General features: G+C 70.6%; 16 protein-coding genes and 5 pseudogenes. 12 read left to right on the top strand and 9 right to left on the bottom strand.

What is annotated here, in order from left to right; translation table 11 throughout:
- The first annotated feature begins 116 nt into the window (after positions 1-116).
- From ABZW18_RS13875 to ABZW18_RS13865, 3 genes are read left to right on the top strand one after another with little or no spacing between them, the layout of a single operon-like run.
- Entirely contained in the window at positions 117-512 is a 396-nt protein-coding gene (locus tag ABZW18_RS13875) for a GntR family transcriptional regulator (protein ID WP_356186598.1), read from the top strand.
- Positions 509-1,435: an ABC transporter ATP-binding protein gene (locus ABZW18_RS13870; protein ID WP_356186596.1), complete on the top strand. Its 927-nt coding sequence runs from the start codon at positions 509-511 to the stop codon at positions 1,433-1,435. The genes ABZW18_RS13875 and ABZW18_RS13870 overlap by 4 nt, the downstream gene beginning before the upstream one ends.
- Complete coding sequence (locus tag ABZW18_RS13865; RefSeq protein WP_356186593.1) at positions 1,432-2,463, top strand: ABC transporter permease; 1,032 nt, start codon at positions 1,432-1,434, stop codon at positions 2,461-2,463. Before ABZW18_RS13870 ends, ABZW18_RS13865 begins: the two co-directional genes overlap by 4 nt.
- Positions 2,464-2,876: 413 nt before the next feature.
- Here the strand turns inward: ABZW18_RS13865 and ABZW18_RS13860 are convergent.
- The 4 genes and pseudogenes from ABZW18_RS13860 to ABZW18_RS13845 all read right to left on the bottom strand — a co-directional run bounded on the left by ABZW18_RS13860 (position 2,877) and on the right by ABZW18_RS13845 (position 7,835).
- Positions 2,877-3,541: pseudogene (locus ABZW18_RS13860) on the bottom strand (aldehyde dehydrogenase family protein).
- 554 nt (positions 3,542-4,095) lie between these two features.
- A pseudogene (locus ABZW18_RS13855) lies at positions 4,096-4,980 on the bottom strand (aminotransferase class V-fold PLP-dependent enzyme); the annotation flags it as partial.
- Between the two features lie 108 nt (positions 4,981-5,088).
- Positions 5,089-6,417 (bottom strand): MFS transporter, encoded by a 1,329-nt coding sequence (locus tag ABZW18_RS13850; RefSeq protein WP_356186590.1) that lies wholly within the window; start codon positions 6,415-6,417, stop codon positions 5,089-5,091.
- Positions 6,418-6,422: 5 nt separating this feature from the next.
- Positions 6,423-7,835, bottom strand: a complete 1,413-nt coding sequence (locus ABZW18_RS13845) for an amidase (RefSeq protein WP_356186588.1) — start codon at positions 7,833-7,835, stop codon at positions 6,423-6,425.
- Positions 7,836-7,899: 64 nt separating this feature from the next.
- Between ABZW18_RS13845 and ABZW18_RS13840 the strand changes: the two genes are divergently transcribed.
- From ABZW18_RS13840 to ABZW18_RS13815, 6 genes and pseudogenes are all read left to right on the top strand, one after another.
- Complete coding sequence (locus tag ABZW18_RS13840) at positions 7,900-8,559, top strand: TetR/AcrR family transcriptional regulator C-terminal domain-containing protein (RefSeq protein ID WP_356186586.1); 660 nt, start codon at positions 7,900-7,902, stop codon at positions 8,557-8,559.
- 337 nt (positions 8,560-8,896) lie between these two features.
- Positions 8,897-9,486, top strand: a pseudogene (locus ABZW18_RS13835) (glycosyltransferase); the annotation flags it as partial.
- A 2-nt stretch (positions 9,487-9,488) separates the two neighbouring features.
- Positions 9,489-9,998 (top strand): hypothetical protein, encoded by a 510-nt coding sequence (locus ABZW18_RS13830; protein WP_356186583.1) that lies wholly within the window; start codon positions 9,489-9,491, stop codon positions 9,996-9,998.
- A 26-nt stretch (positions 9,999-10,024) separates the two neighbouring features.
- Positions 10,025-10,153 carry a hypothetical protein gene (locus tag ABZW18_RS13825; protein WP_356186580.1) on the top strand — a complete coding sequence of 43 codons (129 nt, stop codon included), beginning with the start codon at positions 10,025-10,027 and terminating at the stop codon, positions 10,151-10,153.
- A 506-nt stretch (positions 10,154-10,659) separates the two neighbouring features.
- The gene (locus ABZW18_RS13820) at positions 10,660-10,986 is read left to right on the top strand and encodes a hypothetical protein (protein WP_356186577.1); all 327 of its coding nucleotides are present in this window, start codon (positions 10,660-10,662) and stop codon (positions 10,984-10,986) included.
- A 217-nt stretch (positions 10,987-11,203) separates the two neighbouring features.
- A pseudogene (locus tag ABZW18_RS13815) lies at positions 11,204-11,485 on the top strand (transposase); the annotation flags it as partial.
- Positions 11,486-11,744: 259 nt separating this feature from the next.
- Here the strand turns inward: ABZW18_RS13815 and ABZW18_RS13810 are convergent.
- Positions 11,745-11,903, bottom strand: a pseudogene (locus ABZW18_RS13810) (DUF255 domain-containing protein); the annotation flags it as partial.
- Positions 11,904-12,016: 113 nt separating this feature from the next.
- Here ABZW18_RS13810 and ABZW18_RS13805 point away from each other — a divergent pair.
- Entirely contained in the window at positions 12,017-15,325 is a 3,309-nt protein-coding gene (locus ABZW18_RS13805; RefSeq protein ID WP_356186575.1) for a tetratricopeptide repeat protein, read from the top strand.
- Positions 15,326-15,520: 195 nt separating this feature from the next.
- Here the strand turns inward: ABZW18_RS13805 and ABZW18_RS13800 are convergent, their stop codons facing one another.
- Both ABZW18_RS13800 and mca read right to left on the bottom strand, forming a co-directional pair.
- A complete protein-coding gene (locus tag ABZW18_RS13800; protein WP_356186572.1) occupies positions 15,521-15,751 on the bottom strand; it encodes a hypothetical protein in 231 nt (76 codons plus the stop codon).
- Positions 15,752-15,755: 4 nt separating this feature from the next.
- Positions 15,756-16,628 carry a mycothiol conjugate amidase Mca gene (gene mca, locus ABZW18_RS13795; RefSeq protein ID WP_356186570.1) on the bottom strand — a complete coding sequence of 291 codons (873 nt, stop codon included), beginning with the start codon at positions 16,626-16,628 and terminating at the stop codon, positions 15,756-15,758.
- A gap of 123 nt (positions 16,629-16,751) precedes the next feature.
- On the opposite strand from mca, the gene ABZW18_RS13790 reads away from it, so the two are divergent.
- Both ABZW18_RS13790 and greA read left to right on the top strand, forming a co-directional pair.
- Positions 16,752-17,162 carry a DUF4307 domain-containing protein gene (locus ABZW18_RS13790; RefSeq protein ID WP_356186567.1) on the top strand — a complete coding sequence of 137 codons (411 nt, stop codon included), beginning with the start codon at positions 16,752-16,754 and terminating at the stop codon, positions 17,160-17,162.
- Between the two features lie 142 nt (positions 17,163-17,304).
- Positions 17,305-17,802 carry a transcription elongation factor GreA gene (gene greA / locus ABZW18_RS13785; protein WP_356186564.1) on the top strand — a complete coding sequence of 166 codons (498 nt, stop codon included), beginning with the start codon at positions 17,305-17,307 and terminating at the stop codon, positions 17,800-17,802.
- Positions 17,803-17,876: 74 nt separating this feature from the next.
- Here the strand turns inward: greA and ABZW18_RS13780 are convergent, their stop codons facing one another.
- Together ABZW18_RS13780 and ABZW18_RS13775 are read right to left on the bottom strand one after the other, a co-directional pair.
- On the bottom strand, positions 17,877-18,746 hold the full coding sequence (locus ABZW18_RS13780; protein WP_356186561.1) for an ABC transporter permease: 870 nt from the start codon (positions 18,744-18,746) through the stop codon (positions 17,877-17,879).
- Positions 18,743-19,813 (bottom strand): ATP-binding cassette domain-containing protein, encoded by a 1,071-nt coding sequence (locus tag ABZW18_RS13775; protein ID WP_356186559.1) that lies wholly within the window; start codon positions 19,811-19,813, stop codon positions 18,743-18,745. The genes ABZW18_RS13780 and ABZW18_RS13775 overlap by 4 nt, the downstream gene beginning before the upstream one ends.
- Positions 19,814-19,836 lie beyond the last annotated feature (23 nt).

Genomic DNA, 19,836 nt, shown 5'->3' with positions numbered 1-19,836 from the left:
ACGGCACCCCTCACGGGCGAAGCTCCTGCGATCTTGTGATGCCGCCACGGATTTGACAGCGGACCTTCCTCGGTCCACCCTTTCGCTACTCAATTAGTGAAAGGGTGGTCTGCCGGATGGTCGAATACCGTATCGACCGGCGCAGCGGCGTTGCCACCTATCTGCAGATCGTCCAGCAGACCAAGCAGGCCCTGCGGCTCGGCCTGCTGGAGCCCGGTGACAAGCTCCCCGCGGCCCGCGAGGTCGTGGAGGCCACTGCCGTCAACCCGAACACGGTGCTCAAGGCGTACCGCGAGCTGGAGCGGGAGGGGCTGGTCGAGGCCCGGCGCGGGCTCGGCACCTTCGTCCGCAGGTCGCTCGGCACCGCACCGGGCGACTCCCCGCTGCGGGCCGAACTCGCCGAGTGGGCGCAGCGGGCCCGGGCGGCCGGGCTGGTGCGGGACGACGTGGCCGCGTTCTTTGCCGCCGTACTGGACGAGTACTTCGAAAACACCCGAGAGGAACAGCGATGAGAACGACCGCCATCGAGGCGACCGCGCTCGGCAAGCGGTTCTCACGGCGCGGGGACTGGGCGCTGCGCGACTGCACGTTCCAGCTACCCACCGGACGCGTCTGCGCGCTCGTGGGACCCAACGGTGCGGGCAAGTCGACGCTGATCGCCCTCGCCGCCGGGCTGATCGCCCCCACCGAGGGCACGGTCACCGTGCTCGGCGGGCACCCGGCCGACGCCCGGCCGAATATCGGGTACGTCGCCCAGGACAAGCCGCTGTACCCGCAGCTCACCGTCGCCGAGACGCTCCGCATGGGCGCCGACCTCAACCCCGGCCGCTGGGACACAGCCACCGCGGAGCGGGTCGTGGCCGGCGGCGACCTGGACCCCAGCGCCCGGATCCGCTCGCTCTCCGGCGGCCAGCGCACCCGCGTGGTGCTCGCCCTCGCCCTGGCCAAACGGCCCGAACTGCTGCTGCTGGACGAGCCGATGGCCGACCTCGACCCGCTGGCCCGGCACGAGCTGATGGGTATCCTCATGGGCACAGCCGCCCAGTACGGCACCACGATCGTGCTGTCCTCGCACATGATCGCCGAGCTGGAGGACTCCTGCGATTACCTGCTGTTGATCGGTGACCGCCGCGTTCGCCTGGCGGGCGACATCGACGACCTGCTGGCCGCCCACACCCTGATCACCGGCCCCGCACGTGAGACCACCACCGGCACTGGCTGCGACCTGGGCCCGAACACCGTGGTGGAATCCCGTACCACCGGCCGCCAGCTCACCGCCCTCATCCGCCCCGCGGGCCCCCTACCCGACGACTGGCAGACCAGCGAGCCCTCCCTGGAGGAGCTGGTTCTCGCCCACCTGCGCAGCCCGGCAACGCCCCCACTGACGCTCGACCCCATACGCATCCCCGCCAAGTCCCAGGAGACGACCGCATGACCGGCCTTGCCTCCACCGCCCCCGCACCACCCACCCGGCGTCCTTCCGCTGCGCCCCGCCAGACCCGGTGGCTGCTGCGCCTGCACCGCCCGGCGCTGTGTGCCTGGGCAGGGCTCGTGCTCGTGGTCTCGGCCGGGCTGCTGTGGCTCGGCGGCCCGTTCACCGACGCCGCTGCGGCGGCGTGGCGGCAGTACGACGCATGTGGCATGGCGGCGACGTGCGCCTACGACCAGCTCGCAATCCTGCACTACAGGGACTTCTATCAGTACGCCATGGTCGCCGTCCTCGCCGTCCCCTTCCTCGTAGCCGCCTGGGCCGGCGCCACGCTGACCAGCCGGGAGCTGGAGACGGGCACTGCCCGACTGGCCTGGACCCAGTCGGTGTCCCCGGCCCGCTGGCTCGCCGCCAAGCTCGCCGTCCCGGCCGCGCTCATCGCCGTCGGCACCGGCCTGCTGGTCGGGCTGTATCACCTCGCCTGGTCCGCCGGGCGGGGCCGCTCAATCGACTCGGCCAAGCCCTGGTACGACAGCTCGAACTTCTTCGCAGGCGGCCCCACCACCGTCGCCCTGGCCCTGGCCGGCCTCGCCGTCGGCGCCCTGGTCGGCCTCGTCTGGCGCCGCTCCCTGCCGGCTCTCATCACCTCCGTCGTCACCACAGCCGGCGTGTTCGGCATCATTCACCTGGCACTGCCCTACCTGTGGCCCAGCGTGACCCGTGTCAGCAGGCTGACGCTCGACGCCCCGGCAGGCACAGGGCTGACGGTCGACGAGGGCGTCCTCACCTCCACCGGCGCCCGGCTACCCGACCCATGCGACAGCAGCAGCTTGCAGCAGTGCCGCGCCACGTACGACGAGCTCGACGCCGTCAGCTACTACCGCGACTACCATCCCCTCTCCCACTACTGGCCCCTCCAGCTCACCGCGACCGCCCTCACTCTCGCCATCGGCGCCTTTCTGGCCCTCGCCGCGTTCCGCATGCTGAAGCGCCATACCGGCGGGATCTCGCCCCGCGAGAAAACCCCCGCATGACCGCCGGTCTTCGCCATCCGCAGCCGCCAGGCGAAACGGCGGGCAGCACGGAATCTCCGACCGGCGGCGAACGACCGTCTCACCGGCTGATGTCTGCCCGCCCCACCAGTCCGGCCCGCGGTCCGTACGCCGGCCGGGCTGGTGGGGAGTCTGCGTCCCCGGCAAGACCTAAGAGGTTGGTGGTTGCTGTTCGCCGGGTGCGACTGGTCGGGCCGGTGCCTGGACGTCGGCGTCCTCGACCGTTCGGCTCCAGCGCGACCTCCCGCGCGGGCCCCGGCCAGGACCAGGCCGGGACGGTTGACGACACAACGCGGGTGACTGCGAGCGCGTCGGCAAGCCCGGCGAGCACAAGTAGCCCTGCGGTTGTCGTAGAGGTGGGCGGGCCCGGCCTCTTGAGACGGCAGGTCAGAAGGTCAGAGCAGGCGGCGAAGCAGGCGCTCCTTCCAGTTGGTGAAGGGCGGGTAGGCGAGCCGCACAGTGTCGAGGAGCAGCGGCTTGTCGAGGACGGCCCTGCTGTGGCTGAAGGTGTCGATGGAGTGCTTGCCGTGGTAGCGGCCGATGCCGCTCTCGCCGATTCCGCCGAATGGGAGTCCGGGGACGGTCAGATGGGCGTTGGGGATGTTGAACGACAGTGCGCCGGAGGTCGGAGGAGGTCTTGGCGGTCAGGCGGCGTCTGCTGTCCGAGGAGGCGGTGAAGGCGTAGAGGGCCAGGGGTTTGTCGCGTGCGGTAATGACAACGGCGCGAGCGCCAGCATCACCGGGTAGTTCCAGGGGCTGATGATCAGCACCGTGCCGAGGGGCTCCCGGACGATCCGGGCCCGGGCGGGCAGGAGTGTGAGCGGGACACGGACCCGGCGCGGACGGAGCCACGCGGTGAGGCGGGAGAGCGTGTGGTCGATCTCGTTGACGGTGAAGCCGATCTCGGTGACGAACGCTTCGGCCCGCCCCGTGCCGAGGTCGGCCTTCAACGCGTCCTGGAGTTCGGTCTCGTGGCGGCCAGCACGTCGCGCAGCGCGCGCAGTTGGGCGCGTCGCCAGGCCACAGGCTTGGTGCGGCCCTCGGTGAAGGCGGCGCGCAGACGGGAGACGGCGGTGGCGACGTCGGTCGGAACGTCCTGGTGAGGTGCGGCATGGCTCTGGGGCGCCGGCGCGCGTCAGCGGTCGGCCGCAGCGGAGCGGGTTGGACGTACAGCCCGTCCAGGAAGGCCAGCAGGAGTTGTTCCCGCAGTGCGGGCGTGGCCGCGTTCAGGAGGTGGTTGACAGTGGCCATGCGCTGCGGAAGCCGTCCGTCACCGCCGAGGTCGGCGCCGGCCAGGATCGCGGTGTATTCGTCCGGCGTGAGGGTGCTCGGGTCGAGGCCGGCGACGAGAGCGAGGGTGTCGGCGTCCGGGGTTGCCGGGCCGGCTTTCAGGGCGGCCTCGTTCGCCTCGGCGAGACACCTTCGGAAGTCCGCGAGGCTGTCGAGGGTCGCGCCGTGCAGCGAGATGTGGAGGTTCGCCGGGGAGGACTCGTAGCGGAACTGCGGTTGGGTGAACCAGCCGCGGCTTTTCAACTCGTCGGCGAGCACGAAGATGTCGAGTTCGGGATCGGTGCTGACAAAGGCGGCCATGTTGCCGATGGGGTCGCCGAGCACCTTGAGGCGGGGTGTCGACCGCAGGTGGTCGATGACCTGCCGGGACGCGGTGCGGGTGCGTCGCGCGATGTCGAGGTAGCCCTCGTGGCCGAGGTAGCGCATCACGGCCCAGGCGGCACCGGTGGCACCGGCCGAGCGGCTGCTCTGGACGGTGGTGTTGATGATCGTGTAGCCGGACCAGCGCGAACAGGCGAAGTGGGCGTGGCGCCGCAGTTCCGCGTCGCGGAAGAGGACGACGGACGCCCCCTTCGGGGTGTAGCCGTACTTGTGGAGGTCGGCGGACATGGAGGTGACTCCGGGCACGGAGAAGTCGAACGGCGTTATGTCGTCACCGAGTTCGCGGAAGAACGGCAGGACGAATGCGCCCACGCAGGCGTCCACGTGGCACGCCACGCCGCGGGAGGCCGCCGTCGCGGCGATCTCCTCGACGGGGTCGAGCACCCCGTGGCCGTAGGAGTAGGCCGAGGCGACGATCAGGACGGTCCGCTCGTCGACCGCGGCGGCCATGGCCGCGGGGTCGGCCGTGAAGGTCTCCGGGTCGACGGGCACGCTCACGGCGTCCAGCCCCAGGTACTGGGCGGCCTTGTAAAACGCTGCGTGCGCGGTCTCCGGCAGCACGATCGACGGCGTGGAGACGTCCGGCCGGCTGTCGCGTGCGGCGCGGACGGCGAGCATGATCGACTCGGATCCGCCGGTGGTGAAGATCCCGCGGGCGTCCGCATCGGCGTTGAGCAGGTCGGCTGTGGCTCCCACCACCTCGTTCTCCAGGACGGGGGTGCTCGGGAAGGCGTCCGGATAGAGCGCGTTGTTGGCCAGCAGCCGGGTGAAGGCGGTGGATCCCAGCTCGACCAGGTCGGGGTCACCGGAGTTGTAGGCGTAGGCCATCGCGTGTCCGTCGGTCACCCGCAGGTCGTGGACGCGGATGGCCTCCAGGGCCTCCAGGACGCGGGCTGCCGGCTGGCCGTGGGACGTCAGGCTCATGGGAGCTCCATTTCAAAGAGTGCGTCGGCGGGTGCCGACGCTGGTTCGGGAGAGGTCGGGCATCGTGCGGGAGAACAGCAGGAGTAGCGGCACGGAAGCGAGGAGGAATACGGCCGGTACGAGGCCGACGCCGAGGACGATCGCCGTCTGACCGGGGCCGTGCGGGCCGGGCGTCTTGCCGGCGGCGAACGAGCCGGTTGCCAGGACAGCGGCGAAGAGGGCCGGTCCGAGGGCGTTGCCCGCGGTCTCCGCCCCGGTCCAGGCGCCCGCGAGCGCTCCCCTTTCTCCGTCTTCGCCGCCGGACGGCCGCGCGGTGAGCCGGGTCAGTAGCGCGAAGGGGATGAGTTGTTGGGCGGCGAAGCAGCAGCCGAAGACGACGGAGCAGCAGACGACGAGCGCGGTCGAACGGATCTGCGCGCCGAGACTCAGGGCCAGTGCCGCAGCCGCGTACGCGGTCACGGCCGCGGCCAGGCAGGTCACCGGGCCGAACCGCTCGGCCGCGCGCCGCCAGACCGGTGTGAGGAAGAGCGCGGGTACGAGGGCGGCGGCGAAGAGGACAGACGTCAGGGCCGTGGACTGGAGCCGGTAGGACGCGACGTACGGAATCCCGGCGAGGGCCATGGCGATGGCGAGCGTCTGCACCACGTAGGAGCCGGCCAGCAGGACGAACGCGCGGTTGCCCAGCACGGGGCGTCGCCCGGCAGTTGGTCGCGGCCGCTGAGGTGGCGACCGGACACCACCGGTCAGTGCCGCCCGTCCCGCGGTCAGGGCGGTGACGAGAGTGGTCGCGGCGATGAGCGTCGCCACCGTGACACCCATGACGAGGTAGCCGGACCGGCCCCCGCCCGCCGCGTCCACCAGCAAGGAGGCGCCCGCCCCCGCCAGCAGAATGCCTGCGATGAGACACACAGTCCGCCAGGACAGGAGCCGCGTCATGGCGGCGGGATCGTCGGTCAGCTCGCCGGGCAGCGCCACGTACGACGCCTGGAAGCAGGCGTACCCGATACTGGCGACGACCGACGCCACGGTCGCCCAGACTGCACTGACCCACACGGTGCCCTGCGGCGCGGAGAACAGCAGTGCGAAGCCGGCGGCCAGGCCGAGCGCACCGCCGACCAGCCACCGGGTGCGGCGCCCGCGTCGGGCGGCGCTGCGATCCGACAGCCTCCCGGCCACCGGAGCGGCCAGAACCTCCCAAGCCTTGCCGATCACGAGCACGAGCACGGCACCGCCGGGCGGTATGCGCAGCGTGTCGGTGTAGTAGAAGACCAGCAGCAGCCCGGACACCGAACCGAACGCACCGGTGCCCACCGCGCCGACACCGAACAGACCCGGTGGCATGGCCCTCACCGGGTCGCCCCCGCGGCGAAGGGGTACCGGTGTCGCCAGGGCCGGGCCCGCTCCAGGCGACGGGCCAGCCTCAGCAGGAGCCCTTCGCCTCCGGGGCGCCCGATGAGCTGGATACCGACCGGCAGGCCGTTCGGGCCTTCGCCCGCGGGGACGCTCACCGCCGGCAGGCCCGCGAGGTTCGCAGGCAGGGCGAAGGGCTCCGATCCCACGTGGCTGATGTCGACACCGTCCACCTCGGTCGGGGCGGGGCCGTCTGCGGGCCACGCCTCGCCCACCGCCATCGGTGTGGCCAGGACGTCCACCTGCTCGAAGACCGAGCGCAGCGCGTCGGCGATGCCGGCGCGCTCCTGCCGTGCGCCAGCCAGATCCGCCGCGGTGAAGCCGTCCGCCGCCTCGAGGGCCATGCGCGTCAGCGGAGCCAGCGCCCGCGACTTCCGCGGCCACACTCCCCGCCGAGCGAGGTGCTCCTTGAGGAACGCCAGGTGGGTGACCAGGAAGACCGGGTAGGGGTTCGGCAGTCCGACCGCCAGGTCCACCTCGTCGAGCGCCGCGTCCTCAACCAGCACGCGGTACGCCTCGTAGACCACGTCGGTGACGGCCCTCCCGCACCGGGCGTAGCCCAGATCCGGCGACCAGGCGATCCGCACACCAGCCGGCAGCGGCTCGTCGAGGCGTGCCAGTACGGGCTGACATGCCCCCTCGGCCAACACGTCGAGCAGCAGCGCCGCGTCGGCGACCTCGCGGACGAGCGGGAACGCCGCGTTCAGGGAGTCCCCGTCCTCGCCGGGCAGGAGAGCCTGGGCGGGCAGCAGTCCGACCAGACCGCACAACGACGCCGGCGTGCGCAAGGAGCCCCCGGAATCGGTCGCCGTCGCGAACGGCACAAGCCCGGCAGCCACCACGGCCGCCGATCCCCCGCTGCTGCCGCCCGGCGAGCGGGCCGCGTCCCAGGGACTGCGCGTCACCCCGTTCGCCGGAGTGGCGGTGATGCTGTCCAGGCCGAACTCGGCGGTGGTCGTCTTGCCCACCGGCACCGCCCCCGCAGCGAGCAGACGCGCCACCCACACCGAGCTATCACGCTCCGGCCCGGCATCGGCGCAGGCCAGTGAGCCGAACCCGGTCGGCGCCCCCGCCAGGGCCTGGAGGTCCTTCACCGCGAAGGGGACGCCTGCGAGCGGGCCGGGGTCCCGGCCCGCGGCGACGGCCTTGTCGATCCTCCGTGCCGCAGCGCGAGCCTGCTCCGGCGTGTGGAGCGCGAAGGCGTTGATCGAGGGTGAGGAATTAAAGGAGCCCGTGGAGGCCGAGGAGAGCGACTGCACGACCTCCTCCGCCACCGCACGGGCCGACAGTGCCCCCGTCCGGATAGCGGAGGCGAGCTCAATGGCGGACTGCGAACCTGGAGATTGCATGGCGGGGACGTTAAGCTGTGCAAACACTGTTGTCAACGGCGTTAGTGCAAGTAGGATGGGGCCCATGCCATCGACGAAACAGTCCCGCCGGCGCCTCACCCGGGGCGAGATCCTCCAGGCGGCAGCGGCCATCGCGGACCGTGTCGGGCTGGAGTCCCTCACCATGCGGACCCTGGCGACGGAGATCCGATCCGACCCGACCGCGGTCTACCGGCACTTCCGTGACAAGCAGGAGTTGCTCGACGCCCTGGTCGACCATGTCCTTGGCGACCTGAGGTACCCGTCGGGCGCGCAGGACTGGCGGGCGATCGCCCGGGAACTGGCCCTCTCCCTGCGCGACCTGCTGCGCGCCCATCCCGGCGTGGCCATGCTGATCGCAAGCGGCCCGCCCACCCCGGGCAGCGTGGAAGCCACGGCCAAGGCGCTGCACCTCCTGGACGCCGCCGGCGTGCCCCCCGAACTGGCCGTACGCGCCCATCGTTCGGTGATCAGCTACGTGGTGGGGTGGGTGCTGATCGAGCAGAACTCCGGCGCCCAGCAGGGCTCGTCACACTTCGCCGCGGCACTGCTCCTCGCCCAGCAGCACCCCAGCACGGACCCCACGGCCGTGGCCCGGGCGACCGCCCCGGACCGTTCGGCGCCGGGCGAGTTCGAGTTCGGCCTCGACGCCTTCCTCGACGGACTCACCGCCCACCTGCCGGCCAAGCTCCGCGCACCGGCGTAAGGAGGCCGCGGCTCCGGCGTGCACCTGCGCACATGGTCAGCCGCCCTGCGCGGGTGACGCCGGCCGGCCACGACTGGGAGTACGGCCACGGCCACTGAGACCCCGCCGGGGAGCACGGAGGGCGCGTCGCCGCCCTCGACCTCGGCCCCGCCTTCGGGTACGGCGACCGCGCGGAACTAGCCGGCGACCGCCTCGTCCTCGCTCGTCACCCCGTAACGCACCAGCACACCCTCGCCCCGAGTGTCTTCGGCCTGCCCCATGCCAGGTCTCAAAAAGAACAAAACATGAGAAACCAAGGGTCACTTGCGCTGAAGGACCTGAGCCGACGGAGCCCGTCCTGGACGTGGTCGTCCCCGTGTTCAATGAGGAGAGAGATGTGGAGCCGAGCGTGCGGCGGCTCCAATCTCACCTGTGCGAGACATTCCCCTATCCGTTCCGTATCACCATCGCCGACAACGCCGGCACGGACAGCACCCCGCGGATCGCCGCTCGGCTGACAGACGAACTACCCGAAGCACAGTGGCTTCGGCTGGCCGAGAAGGGTCGCGGCCGGGCGCTGCGTACCGCCTGGTCGCTCTCGTCGGCCCCCGTACTCGCGTACATGGACGTGGACCTGTCCACGGAACTGACGGCGTTGCTGCCGCTCGTGGCCCCGCTGCTCTCCGCCCACTCCGATATCGCCATCAGCACCCGCCTGGCCCCCGGTTCCCGGGTGGTGCGCGGCCCCAAGCGAGAGATCACCTCTCGTTGCTACAACCCCTCCTGCGCTCCGTCCTCGCCGTGGGCTTCTCCGACACGCAGTGCGGATTCAAGGCGGTGCGGCGTGATGTGGCCGAGCGACTACTGCCCCTCGTGCGGGACTCAGAGTGGTTCTTCGACACCGAACTGCTGGTGATCGCCGAGCGTGCCGGGCTGCGCATCCATGAGCCGTGGCGCTGATCGCCGCCGTCGCGGCCCGGCTCGCGCTCTACCGTCTCCGGGACGGCATCCTGCGTCCGGTGGCCGCGATGGCCGTCGCCCCGCTCGGCCTCCTCGCCCATCTCGGCTGGGTGGGTCACCAAATGGGCGACTACGGCGGCTACTTCAGGCTTCAGTCCGGTGCCTGGGCCCACGAGTGGGACTACGGCCGGCACACCCTCGACGTCCTCACATCCGTCCCGGTGGGCCACTTCGACTATCTCTCCGCCTGGCCCTTCGCGGACCTGATCGGCGTCGGTGTCGTCCTGCTCGCGCTCGCACTGCTCCCGCTGCTGATCCGGCTGCGTCCCCCGGCCGTCCTGATGGTCTACACCGTCCTCACCGTCGTCCTCGTCCTGGGCAGCCAGCAGATATTCGGCAACGTCTCCCGCCATACCCACCAGCTCATGCTCCTCGGCATCGCGGCCCTGGCTTCCGGCTCGTACGCGGGCTACGGCCTTTTCGAACTCGGCGTCCCGTAACCGACGGACCCAGGATTGGATGCCCGATGACCACGACCCTGACCACCGCCAAGCAGTCGGCCTCGAGTCCGGCACACCGTGCTCCTACACGCGATCCAGGTCCCGTACGGAACCCCACCGGCGCCCCCGAGCAGGGCGACTGCTCGACCGACTGACCCCCACGGACCTCCGGGTGCTCCGGCTCTACCTGTTCACGCGCCTCGGGCTGTGGCTCGTCGTCTACTGCACCGCCTGGCTGTCCCCTGCCGGATCCGACGCAGGACACCCGCCCCATGGCTGTCCCGCTGGGAGCAATGGGACTGGGTGCACTATCAACACATAGCCTTCCGCCACGGCGAGGTTGACCAGCCATGCGGTGGTGGACGTTGCTGCCGGGGTTGGCCATACCGTCGAGGGCCGGGGGGAACGGAACGAGGACGTCGCAGTCTTCGAACAGCAGGTCGGAGCAGGAGGGCCAGCTTCACCGGTATTTTGCGAACCATCCGGCCCGGGTCTGCGTCCTCCTCGCCGAGTGTCTCCGGCATACCCCGTCCGTCCTCATCCGCAATCAAGGAGAGCCATCATCGACACGCTCAGATCTCCCCTGCCCAGCCGATCTGCGCGGCCCCTTCGGCTCGGCGTCCTCCGCCCGGCGCTGCTGGGTGGTGCCGCGGGCGCTGTAGTGACCGTTGTATTCCTGACCGCTCTGTGGTGGCCACGGTCCGAGGTGACGTACCGCAGCAGCGCTCCCTCGTCGGTGACCTACGAAGATGCTGAGCCCCACTATCTGGGGCTGGTGCACGAACACAGCCTGTCCGGGCAGCACTCCTACGAACTGGTGATCGGCAGGGATCCCGGACTGTCCTATGGGCACAGGGTGGGTGTCGACACCGATCTGGGCGCGGACGGGGTCGAATCCACCACGTGGACGGCCTCAGGGGTACGCGTCCGCTTCCCAACCGGTCACGAGGTCTTCGTCCCGGCGGAGTTCTTCCTGCACGGCCGGTGACTCCTGGGCAGTGCCCCTACGAGGCTCGTCGAGCAGTGGAGGTGACCGTCGTTGGGCAGAGGAGCACCGCTCGTGGTCGGCATATCAACTGGAGCAGTGGCGCAGTCGTCTGGGGCCCGGGAGCGGGTCGGGATCCATGCCTCCCGAGAACTGGAATCCCAAGATCGCTCGCGAGCTCTGGAGCACCCTGGAGGTTGCGCAGGCCGGTGGCGCGGGCGGCCTGCGCAACCTGCCCCTGCACGACGCCGCCCAGAACCAGATCTGGCTGGAGATCGTTCAGCTCGCACTCGACCTGCTGGCCTGGCTGCCGATGCTCGCCCTGACCGGAAAACCCCGGCTCTGGGAGCCCCGTCGCCTGCGACTACGGCTGTTCTCCGCCGCCGCCCAGCTGGTCACCACCGCCCGCCGCCGGCACCTGAGATTCACCCACCACTGGCCCTGGACCAGCGTCATCACCAGCGCGATGCAGCGGCTAGCGGCTCTCCCGAACCCCGGCTGACCAGCAAAAACGCCCTTTCCCTACGGCCACAGCACCGACCGGAGACGTGGAACCCGGCGCCCATCCGACGCGACAGCCGGGCCACCAGCCTGGCCGCAATCCCCCGACCAGCCGAAACGGCGCACCGGACGACCCGACGAACCGTCACGAAATTTCGAGGTCAAGCAGATACAACCAGCCTGAACGCACTTCCCAATGTTCAGGCGCCTCTTGCCCATGAAGGCACAAGTGGCTACCTGGTTCTACGCATTCAACACTGGCACCAGTGGCACGAGGCATAGCCGACGCGCAGCAGCACGGGCACTTCGCGCCGCCGCGCCTCCGCGAACGCCTCAGCGGACCACGGCCACCAGTCGACCAGGTTGTGGGCGTGCTGAAGGAGATGCGGGGACGTTTCGTGAGCCAGTCGGTTCGGCATGTTCCCATCCTGTCTCATTGAGCCGTATCGGGGAGTTATCCACAGGGCTGCCGGAAAACTCGAAGAAGCGGAAGACTTGCCGCTGGAACGATCGCTGCTGGAGGGGGAAGCACATGGCGGGCTCAGTGGCCGTGCTGCGGGAAAGCCATCGGGCGGAAGCGGAGCAGCTGTTGATGCGCACCGTGGAAGAGGAGGTGCGCCGCTCCGCGGGCGCCTCCCATGCCGGAGGGCATGGGGGAGGGCCCCCGGACGGGGCGGTTCTGCTGGGGCGGGCGCGAGCGGCGCTGGACGATTTGGCGGCGACCGCAGCGGAGGAGTACGGCGCCTATGTGCGGGCCCTGGACGAGTCGGCGGAGGGCCGGAGGCCGCTGGGCGATCGGCTGTCGCGTGACGCGCTGGGCACGCCCGCGCTGGTGACGGTGGTGGCGGCGGTGGCCGCCTGCTGCACGGACCTCGGGTACGGCACGTCGGCGGGCACGGCGCTGGGCGCGGGCGCCATGGTGGCGGTGGCCGGCGCGGCGACCACGGTCGTGAAGCTCACGGCGGGGCACTGGCCCTCTGCGCAGCGGGACGCGGGGCGGCGCAACCAGCCGGGCGGCGCGGAGCAGTTGAGGCTGCAGTGGCTGACGGCGCTGGAGGTGCGGGGCATACGACCGTTCCTGGACCAGCAGCGGATGCTGGCCGCCGCGACGCGCCGCGGCGGCGGCTCGGCCGGGGTGACCTCAGCCGGGGGCCGGCGTTCCGGCGCCGCGGCGTCGCGGGGCCCGCAGCTACGCGGCGGGGACAAGAGCGCGGCGGCGAGGCGGCGGAGCGTGCTCGGGCAGTCCTTCGGCCACCTGCCGGAGGAGGACGGGCCGTTCGCGGGGCGGCGGGCGCAGCTGTTGCAGATAGCCCAGTGGGTGCACGCCTCCCGGGCGAGCACGGAGACGAAGCCCACGGTGGTGGTGCTGCACGGCCCGCCGGGCTCCGGCCGCACCACCCTGGCGGTGCGGGCCGCGCATCATCTGCGGGACCAGTTCCGCGGGGCATGCGTGGTGGACCTGCGCGGGGGCAGTCCGGAAGAGCAGCCGCTGCCCACCCGGGACGCCCTGCTGCATCTGCTGAACCGGCTCGGCGCGCCTCGTGAGCAGTTGCTCTTCCGGGAGCGCTCCTCCACGGAGCAGCAGCTCAAGCGGCTGGGCGAGCTGTACCACCAGCATGTGACGGGGCTGCCGGTCACGGTCGTCCTCGATGACGCCTCCGATCCGGAGCAGGTGCGGGTGCTGCTGCCGGAGCGTTCGGACAGCGTGCTGCTGGTCACCTCCCGGGTCCCGCTCGACCTGCCGGCCGACCTCCCGGCGCGGGTCCACCAGCTGGCCGTCGAGCCGCTGGAGGCCGCCGGTGCGGAGGAGCTTCTGCAAGCGGTCGCGGAGCAGTCGACGGGGCCGTACGACATGGAGGCCGGGGACCGCATCCGCGAGCTGTGCGGAGGGCTGCCGCTGGCCCTGCGGGCAGCGGGTTCCTCGCTCGGGAGCCGTACGCCGAGCGGGCTGGCCGCCGATCTGGAGGCGTACGGCCCGATGGACCCGGTGGAGCGCGCGCTGAGGCTGCGCTACGCGGACCAGCCGGACAGCGCTCGCCGCTTGCTGCGCCGGCTGTCGCTGGCGGGACGGGCGAGCCTGGGCGCGGCCGCGGCCGCCGCGCTACTGGCCACCGACGAGCAGGCGGCGGAACGGGGGCTGACCGCCCTGGCCCGGGCCGGGCTGATCGAGCACGTCCGGGGCAGCCGCTACCGGCTGCACGACCTGGTGCGCGGCTTCGCGCACGCGCGGCTGATCGACGAGGAGGACCCGGGTGAGCGTTCCGCGGCGCAGGAGCGGCTGATACGCAGCTATGCGGAGCTGGCGGATTCGGTCATCCGGCTCGTCGACGGCAAGACGTCGACCCGCGCGGATCAGTTCGGTTCGCATGGCTTCACCTCGCTGGACGCGGCGCTGCGCTGGCTGGACGACGAGTCGAGCTTCATCACGGCCGCGCTGCGGCACGCCGAGGACGTGGACCAGTCGGCGGTGCTGCATCTGCTGGGCGCGCTGTGCGACTACTGCCTGCTGCGCGGCGACCTGTACCGGCTGGGCGAGCTGAGCGAGCTGACCAAGGCGGCCGACCGGGGGCTGCTGGTGCGGTCCGTGCAGTGGCGCACGGGTGTCGCGGCCCGCCAGCTCGGCGAGCTGGACAAGGCCCGTACGACCCTGTCGTCGGTGGTGGATCTCTACATCGAGGCACAGCACCCGGCGGGCGCGGCACGCGCGCTGCGTGATCTCGGCATCACGCTGCACCACCAGGGCAATCTGCCGGAGGCAGCCGCGAAGCTCCGGGAGGCCCTGGCGATCCAGACGGGCGAGGCGCTGCGCGGCGACCGGGCGTGGACGCTGCACGCGCTGGGGGCGGTGGAGCGCGACCGGGCGCATCTGGCGGAGGCCTTGGAGCTGCTGCATTCCGCGCTGGAACTGCACCAGGGCAGCGAGAGCCTGCACGGCCAGGCGTGGACCCACTTCCAGCTGGGCCAGCTGTATCTGCGCATGGGCGAGGTGCCCGATGCGGAGGAGCAGCTGCGGCAGGCGCTGGACGAGTACGGGAGCACGCGCGACGGCCGCGGCGAGGCCTGGGCGCTCACTCAGCTGGCCCGCGCCCGGATGGTGGCCGGGGACGCGGAGGCGGCGGCGGACGGGCTGCGACAGGCGCTGTCACGGCACCGGGAGAACGAGGACGCGCGCGGCGAGGCCTGGACGCGGTACTACCTGGGCCAGGCCCTGGAGGAGCGCGGCGAGCACGATGTGGCTGTCCGCGAGTTGGAGGGGTCACGCACGATGTTCAGCCGGATGCGGGATGTGTACGGGCTCGCTTGCGCACGGCACCACTCGGCCCGGGTCACCCGCGACCAGCGCGCGGAGCGGACGGGCAGCCTGCGCAACAGCGGTTTCGCCCGGCAGCTGCTCCAGGACGCACGGCAGGACTTCCACCGGGTGGGCGTGGCGCACGGTGAGGCCTGGTCGTGCATCGAGCTTGCGGTGATCGACGCCGGCAACGGCCGGACGGCCCAGGCGCTGGAGCTGACGGAAGAGGCTGGCCGGCTGTTCGCGGGCTACGGGGACCGGCGCGGCGAGGACTGGGCGCGGTTCCTGCGCTGCACGCTGCTGCCGTTCGCCTCGGCCGGCGGCTCGGTCGTCGGCACGGCGGTCGCCCAGGAGGAGCTGACGCAGCTGCTGCGGGACTCTCACCCGGCACGCGAGGGGAAGCTGGAGGACTACGCGGAGGCGTATGCGCTGATATTGGAGCGGGGCGTCGAGCCCGAGACCGGCTGGCAGGCCTGGAGCCTCGGCATGGTCCCCGACCGCCACTCCCGTGAGGTCATGGGGGTGAGTGTCACGGCGCTCCCCGGATAGCCCGGGCGTCCGCCATGGCCTGCCTCTCAGCCATAGCCCGGGCGCCCACTATGGCCAGGGCCGGGGCGTCCACCTGGTCCGGCCATGGCGGAGAGCGCGGCGGCGGCGCGAGCGGACTGATGCGGTCAGCCGCAGAGCACCGGACCGCCCGCCCGGCGGGATGCACGTTCGGCACCAGGGCGGGCCACCGGGGCGTCAGTCCCGTTCCGGGGCGGCCGGGCCATCCGGGCGGGAGGCTGCCGGCGCCTCCTCGAAGTCGACGCGCTTCATGTGCTTGTTCATGCTCTTCATCAACAGCCACACCGCCCCGCCGATGAGCGCGAAAACGATAAAGCCGAGGACGCCGGGCGTCACCTTGTTCTCGTCCAGGTCCTTGGCGAGGGGGACGAGCTGCGTCATGGCGAGGTGGGTGGTGGGAAACGTCATGGGGTCAATTCTCGCGGATGCCCGCGAAGAGGTCGTCCTCGGGGAGGGAAGTGTCCACGAGCGACCTCACGAGCTCGTACTCCTCCGTGGGCCAGACCTCCTGCTGGATCTCCATCGGCACACGGAACCAGCCGCCGTCGGGGTCGATCTGGGTGGCGTGGGCGAGCAGGGCCTTGTCACGGATGGGGTAGAACTCCGCGCAGGGTACGTGCGTGGTCAGCGTCCGCTCGGCTCGCTGGAACTCCTTCCAGCGCTCCAGCCACTCGCCGTACGGTGACTCGATGCCGCGGGCGAGCAGCGCCTCGTGCAGAGCGACGGTGCGCGGCCGGTTGAAGCCCTGGTTGTAGTAGAGCTTCAGCGGCTGCCAGAGCTCCCCCGCCTCCGGGTACCGCTCGGGGTCGCCGGCGGCATCGAAGGCCACCATCGAGATCTTGTGGGTCATGATGTGGTCGGGGTGCGGGTAGCCGCCGTTCTCGTCGTATGTGGTGATCACGTGCGGCTTGAACTCGCGGATCAGCTTCACCAGCGCGCCCGCGGCCTCGTCCACATCCTGCAGCGCGAAGCATCCGTCGGGCAGCGGCGGCAGCGGGTCGCCCTCGGGCAGCCCGGAGTCGACATAGCCCAGCCAGGACTGCCCGACGCCGAGGATCTGACGGGCTTCGTCCATCTCCTTGGCCCGCACCTCGTGGATGTGCGCCTCGATGTAGGGGTCGCCCTGCAGCTTCGGATTGAGGATGGAGCCGCGCTCACCGCCTGTGCAGGTCGCGACCAGCACGTCCACCCCCTCGGATACGTACTTGGCCATCGTGGCCGCGCCCTTGCTCGACTCATCGTCGGGGTGGGCGTGGACTGCCATCAGTCGCAGTTGCTCGGTCAAGACTCGATCCTCAGATCCTCAGTCACTGGTCGCACCCTCTCCCCCGTTTGGAGAAGGCGCCTTCTATAGTGACCGAAACGAGGGCCGGTAAATTCCACGGTCCACATCGCGGGAGGAACGCCGATGATCGCCACGCGGGAGGGGCTGCCGCCTGGGCGGTACGGCCGTACCGCCGACGCGCGCGCGGACCGCAGGCTGAAGGTCGTCGGCGCCGTGCTGGGCGCCGGGCTACTCGCGGTGATCGCCTGGTCAGGTGCCTCGTACATCTCCGGCCAGGCCGTCAGCGGTGAGCTGATCAAGTTCAAGGTGGTCTCGGACTCGGTGGTCGAGGCGCATCTCGAGGTCCGCAAGGACGCCGGCGCTCACGGAGTGTGCACGCTGCGTTCGCTGGCCGAGGACGGCAGCGAGGTGGGCCGGAAGGACATCCGCTTCGATGAGCGCGAGGGCCGGGTGGACAAGGTCGGGTCGGTCCGCACGACGCAGCGCGCCACGGCGGTGGAGCTCGTCGGATGTAAGGCTGTAACCTCGGGTTGACCTGCGGAGACGCGTTTCTTGCGGTTTTCCTCCTCCCCCTTTCCTGTCTGAATTGTTAGGCTCGTGGTTTCGCCCACCGGTGAAGGCGCAATCCTCCGGGTAGGGCGTTGCTTTGTATTCCCAGTACCGACGAGGAGCACCTGTGACCCAGACCAGCGACAACGTCACCTGGCTCACCCAGGAGGCGTACGACCAGCTCAAGACAGAGCTGGAGTACCTGTCGGGTCCCGCACGTACCGAGATCTCCAAGAAGATCGAGGCGGCCCGGGAAGAGGGTGACCTGCGGGAGAACGGTGGGTACCACGCCGCCAAGGAAGAGCAGGGCAAGCAGGAGCTTCGGGTGCGCCAGCTGACTCAGCTGCTGCAGCACGCCAAGGTCGGCGAGGCCCCGGCGGACACCGGTGTGGTGGCCCCGGGCATGGTCGTGACGATCGCCTTCGACGGCGACCCGGACGACACCGTGACCTTCCTGCTGGCCTCCCGCGAATACGCGAGCTCCGACGTGGAGACCTACTCGCCCCAGTCCCCTCTGGGGAGCGCTGTGCTCAACAAGAAGGTCGGCCAGAACGCCGAGTACGAGCTGCCGAACGGCCGCAAGGCCTCGGTGAAGATCCTCGAGGCCAAGCCGTACCAGGGCTGAGCGCACTCCGCGACGCCCCGACGGACACAGCGAAGCCCCCGGCACACGGTGCCGGGGGCTTCGCCCTTACCGGATCAAGCGGTAGCCGAGCGGTACTTGCGCACCGCCAGCGTCCGGAAGACCACGATGATCACGATCGACCAGAGGACCGACGCCAGCACGGGGTGCTGCATGGGCCAGGCGTCCGGCACCGGGTAGTTGGGCGGCAGGTTCCCGAACAGCTCGCGGCCCGCCTGCACAGTGGCGCTGAACGGGTTCCACTCGGCGACGTGTCGCAGCACCGTCGGCATTCCCTCCGAGGGCACAAAGGCGTTCGAGATGAAGGTCAGCGGGAACAGCCAGATCAGACCGCCGGACGTGGCCGCCTCGGGTGTACGGACGGACAGGCCGATCAGCGCGCCGATCCAGGAGAAGGCGTAACCCAGCAGGAGCAGCAGGCCGAAACCGGCGAGCACCTTGCCGAAGGACTCGTGGGTGCGCCAGCCGATGATCAGCGCGACGGCCGCCAGGACCACCAGCGTCAGCGCGGTCTGCACGAGGTCGGCGATCGTACGGCCGGTAAGGACCGCACCGCGGGCCATGGGCAGCGACCGGAAGCGGTCGATGAGCCCCTTCTGCATGTCGTCCGCGATACCCGCGCCCGCACCCGCCGTGGCGAAGGTGACGGTCTGCGCGAAAATGCCGGCCATCAGGAACTCACGGTACTGGCTCGGATCGATCGGGCCCTTCTGTCCCGGGAGTTGGACGGCCCCGCCGAAGACGTAGGCGAAGAGCACCACGAACATGATCGGCTGTATCAGCCCGAAGATCACCATCTCGGGGATGCGTGACATCCGGATCAGATTGCGCCTGCCGACCACCAGCGAGTCGCGGATGGACTGCCCTACGGCACCGCGCTGCTGCAGAGCCGCGACCTCGGGCGCCTCGTCGGTCGCAGTGCTCACTTGGCCACCTCCTTCTTGACCGTGCGCTGGTCAGCGCTCTCGTCCGTGCCCTTGTCCGTGCTCTTGTCCGTGCTCTTGCCGGCAGCCTTGACGGGGCCCTTGCCGATGCCGTTCTCCTCGTCCGCCGTCTCGGCCGCATGGCCGGTGAGGGAGATGAAGACATCGTCGAGGGTCGGGCGGCGCAGCCCGATGTCGTCGATCTCCACGCCCCGGGCGTCGAGTTCGCGAATCACCTCGGCCAGCAGCTTCGCTCCGCCCGCGACCGGCACGGTGATCTTGCGGGTGTGGTCCTCGACAGCGACGTCGCCCTTGCCCAGGCCCCGCAGGATTTCGGAGGCGGTGGCGATGTGCTCGCGGTCGTGTACGACGACCTCGACACGCTCGCCGCCCGTCCGGGCCTTGAGCTGGTCCGACGTGCCACGGGCGATCACCCGGCCGTGGTCCATGACGCAGATGTCGTGCGCGAGGCGGTCGGCCTCCTCGAGATACTGCGTGGTCAGCAGTAGCGTCGTACCGGCCGCGACCAGCTGTTCGATGACTTCCCACAGCGCCTGCCGGTTCCGCGGGTCGAGGCCGGTGGTCGGCTCGTCCATGAACATCACGGGCGGGCTGACGACCAGTGCGGCCGCCAGGTCCAGCCGGCGCCGCATACCGCCGGAGTACGTCTTCGCGGTCCGGTCGGCAGCGTCGGCGAGGCCGAAGCGTTCGAGCAGCTCGTCCGCGCGGACCTTCGCGTCGCGCGAACTCATCTGGTAGAGCTGGCCGACCATCTGGAGATTCTCACGCCCGGTGAGGTACTCGTCGACGGCGGCGAACTGGCCGGAGAGGCCCATGGAACGGCGGACCTTGTCGGGGTGTTTGAGGACGTCTATGCCCGCCACGACTGCTTGCCCGCTGTCGGGCCGGAGCAGTGTGGTGAGCACCCGCACGGCGGTGGTCTTCCCGGCCCCGTTCGGGCCCAGCAGTCCCAGCACAGTGCCTTCGGGTACGTCGAGGTCGACGCCGTCCAGAGCCCTCACGTCGCCGAAGGTCTTGACCAGACCTTCGGCGTAAATGGCGCCTGGCATGAAGTTTCCCCCAGTGGTTTGGG

The organism is Streptomyces sp. NPDC004647 (assembly GCF_040609575.1).
Lineage (GTDB): Bacteria > Actinomycetota > Actinomycetes > Streptomycetales > Streptomycetaceae > Streptomyces.
This window is presented reverse-complemented; position numbering and strand designations above follow the sequence as displayed.

What these genes read in the sequence shown, in the direction of transcription:
- ABZW18_RS13875 (WP_356186598.1), top strand. Translation starts at nt 117, where the DNA reads ATGGTCGAATACCGTATCGACCGGCGCAGCGGCGTTGCCACCTATCTG.
- ABZW18_RS13870 (WP_356186596.1), top strand. Translation starts at nt 509, where the DNA reads ATGAGAACGACCGCCATCGAGGCGACCGCGCTCGGCAAGCGGTTCTCA.
- ABZW18_RS13865 (WP_356186593.1), top strand. Translation starts at nt 1,432, where the DNA reads ATGACCGGCCTTGCCTCCACCGCCCCCGCACCACCCACCCGGCGTCCT.
- ABZW18_RS13850 (WP_356186590.1), bottom strand. Translation starts at nt 6,417, where the DNA reads ATGCCACCGGGTCTGTTCGGTGTCGGCGCGGTGGGCACCGGTGCGTTC.
- ABZW18_RS13845 (WP_356186588.1), bottom strand. Translation starts at nt 7,835, where the DNA reads ATGCAATCTCCAGGTTCGCAGTCCGCCATTGAGCTCGCCTCCGCTATC.
- ABZW18_RS13840 (WP_356186586.1), top strand. Translation starts at nt 7,900, where the DNA reads ATGCCATCGACGAAACAGTCCCGCCGGCGCCTCACCCGGGGCGAGATC.
- ABZW18_RS13825 (WP_356186580.1), top strand. Translation starts at nt 10,025, where the DNA reads ATGACCACGACCCTGACCACCGCCAAGCAGTCGGCCTCGAGTCCGGCA.
- ABZW18_RS13805 (WP_356186575.1), top strand. Translation starts at nt 12,017, where the DNA reads ATGGCGGGCTCAGTGGCCGTGCTGCGGGAAAGCCATCGGGCGGAAGCG.
- ABZW18_RS13800 (WP_356186572.1), bottom strand. Translation starts at nt 15,751, where the DNA reads ATGACGTTTCCCACCACCCACCTCGCCATGACGCAGCTCGTCCCCCTC.
- ABZW18_RS13790 (WP_356186567.1), top strand. Translation starts at nt 16,752, where the DNA reads ATGATCGCCACGCGGGAGGGGCTGCCGCCTGGGCGGTACGGCCGTACC.
- ABZW18_RS13775 (WP_356186559.1), bottom strand. Translation starts at nt 19,813, where the DNA reads ATGCCAGGCGCCATTTACGCCGAAGGTCTGGTCAAGACCTTCGGCGAC.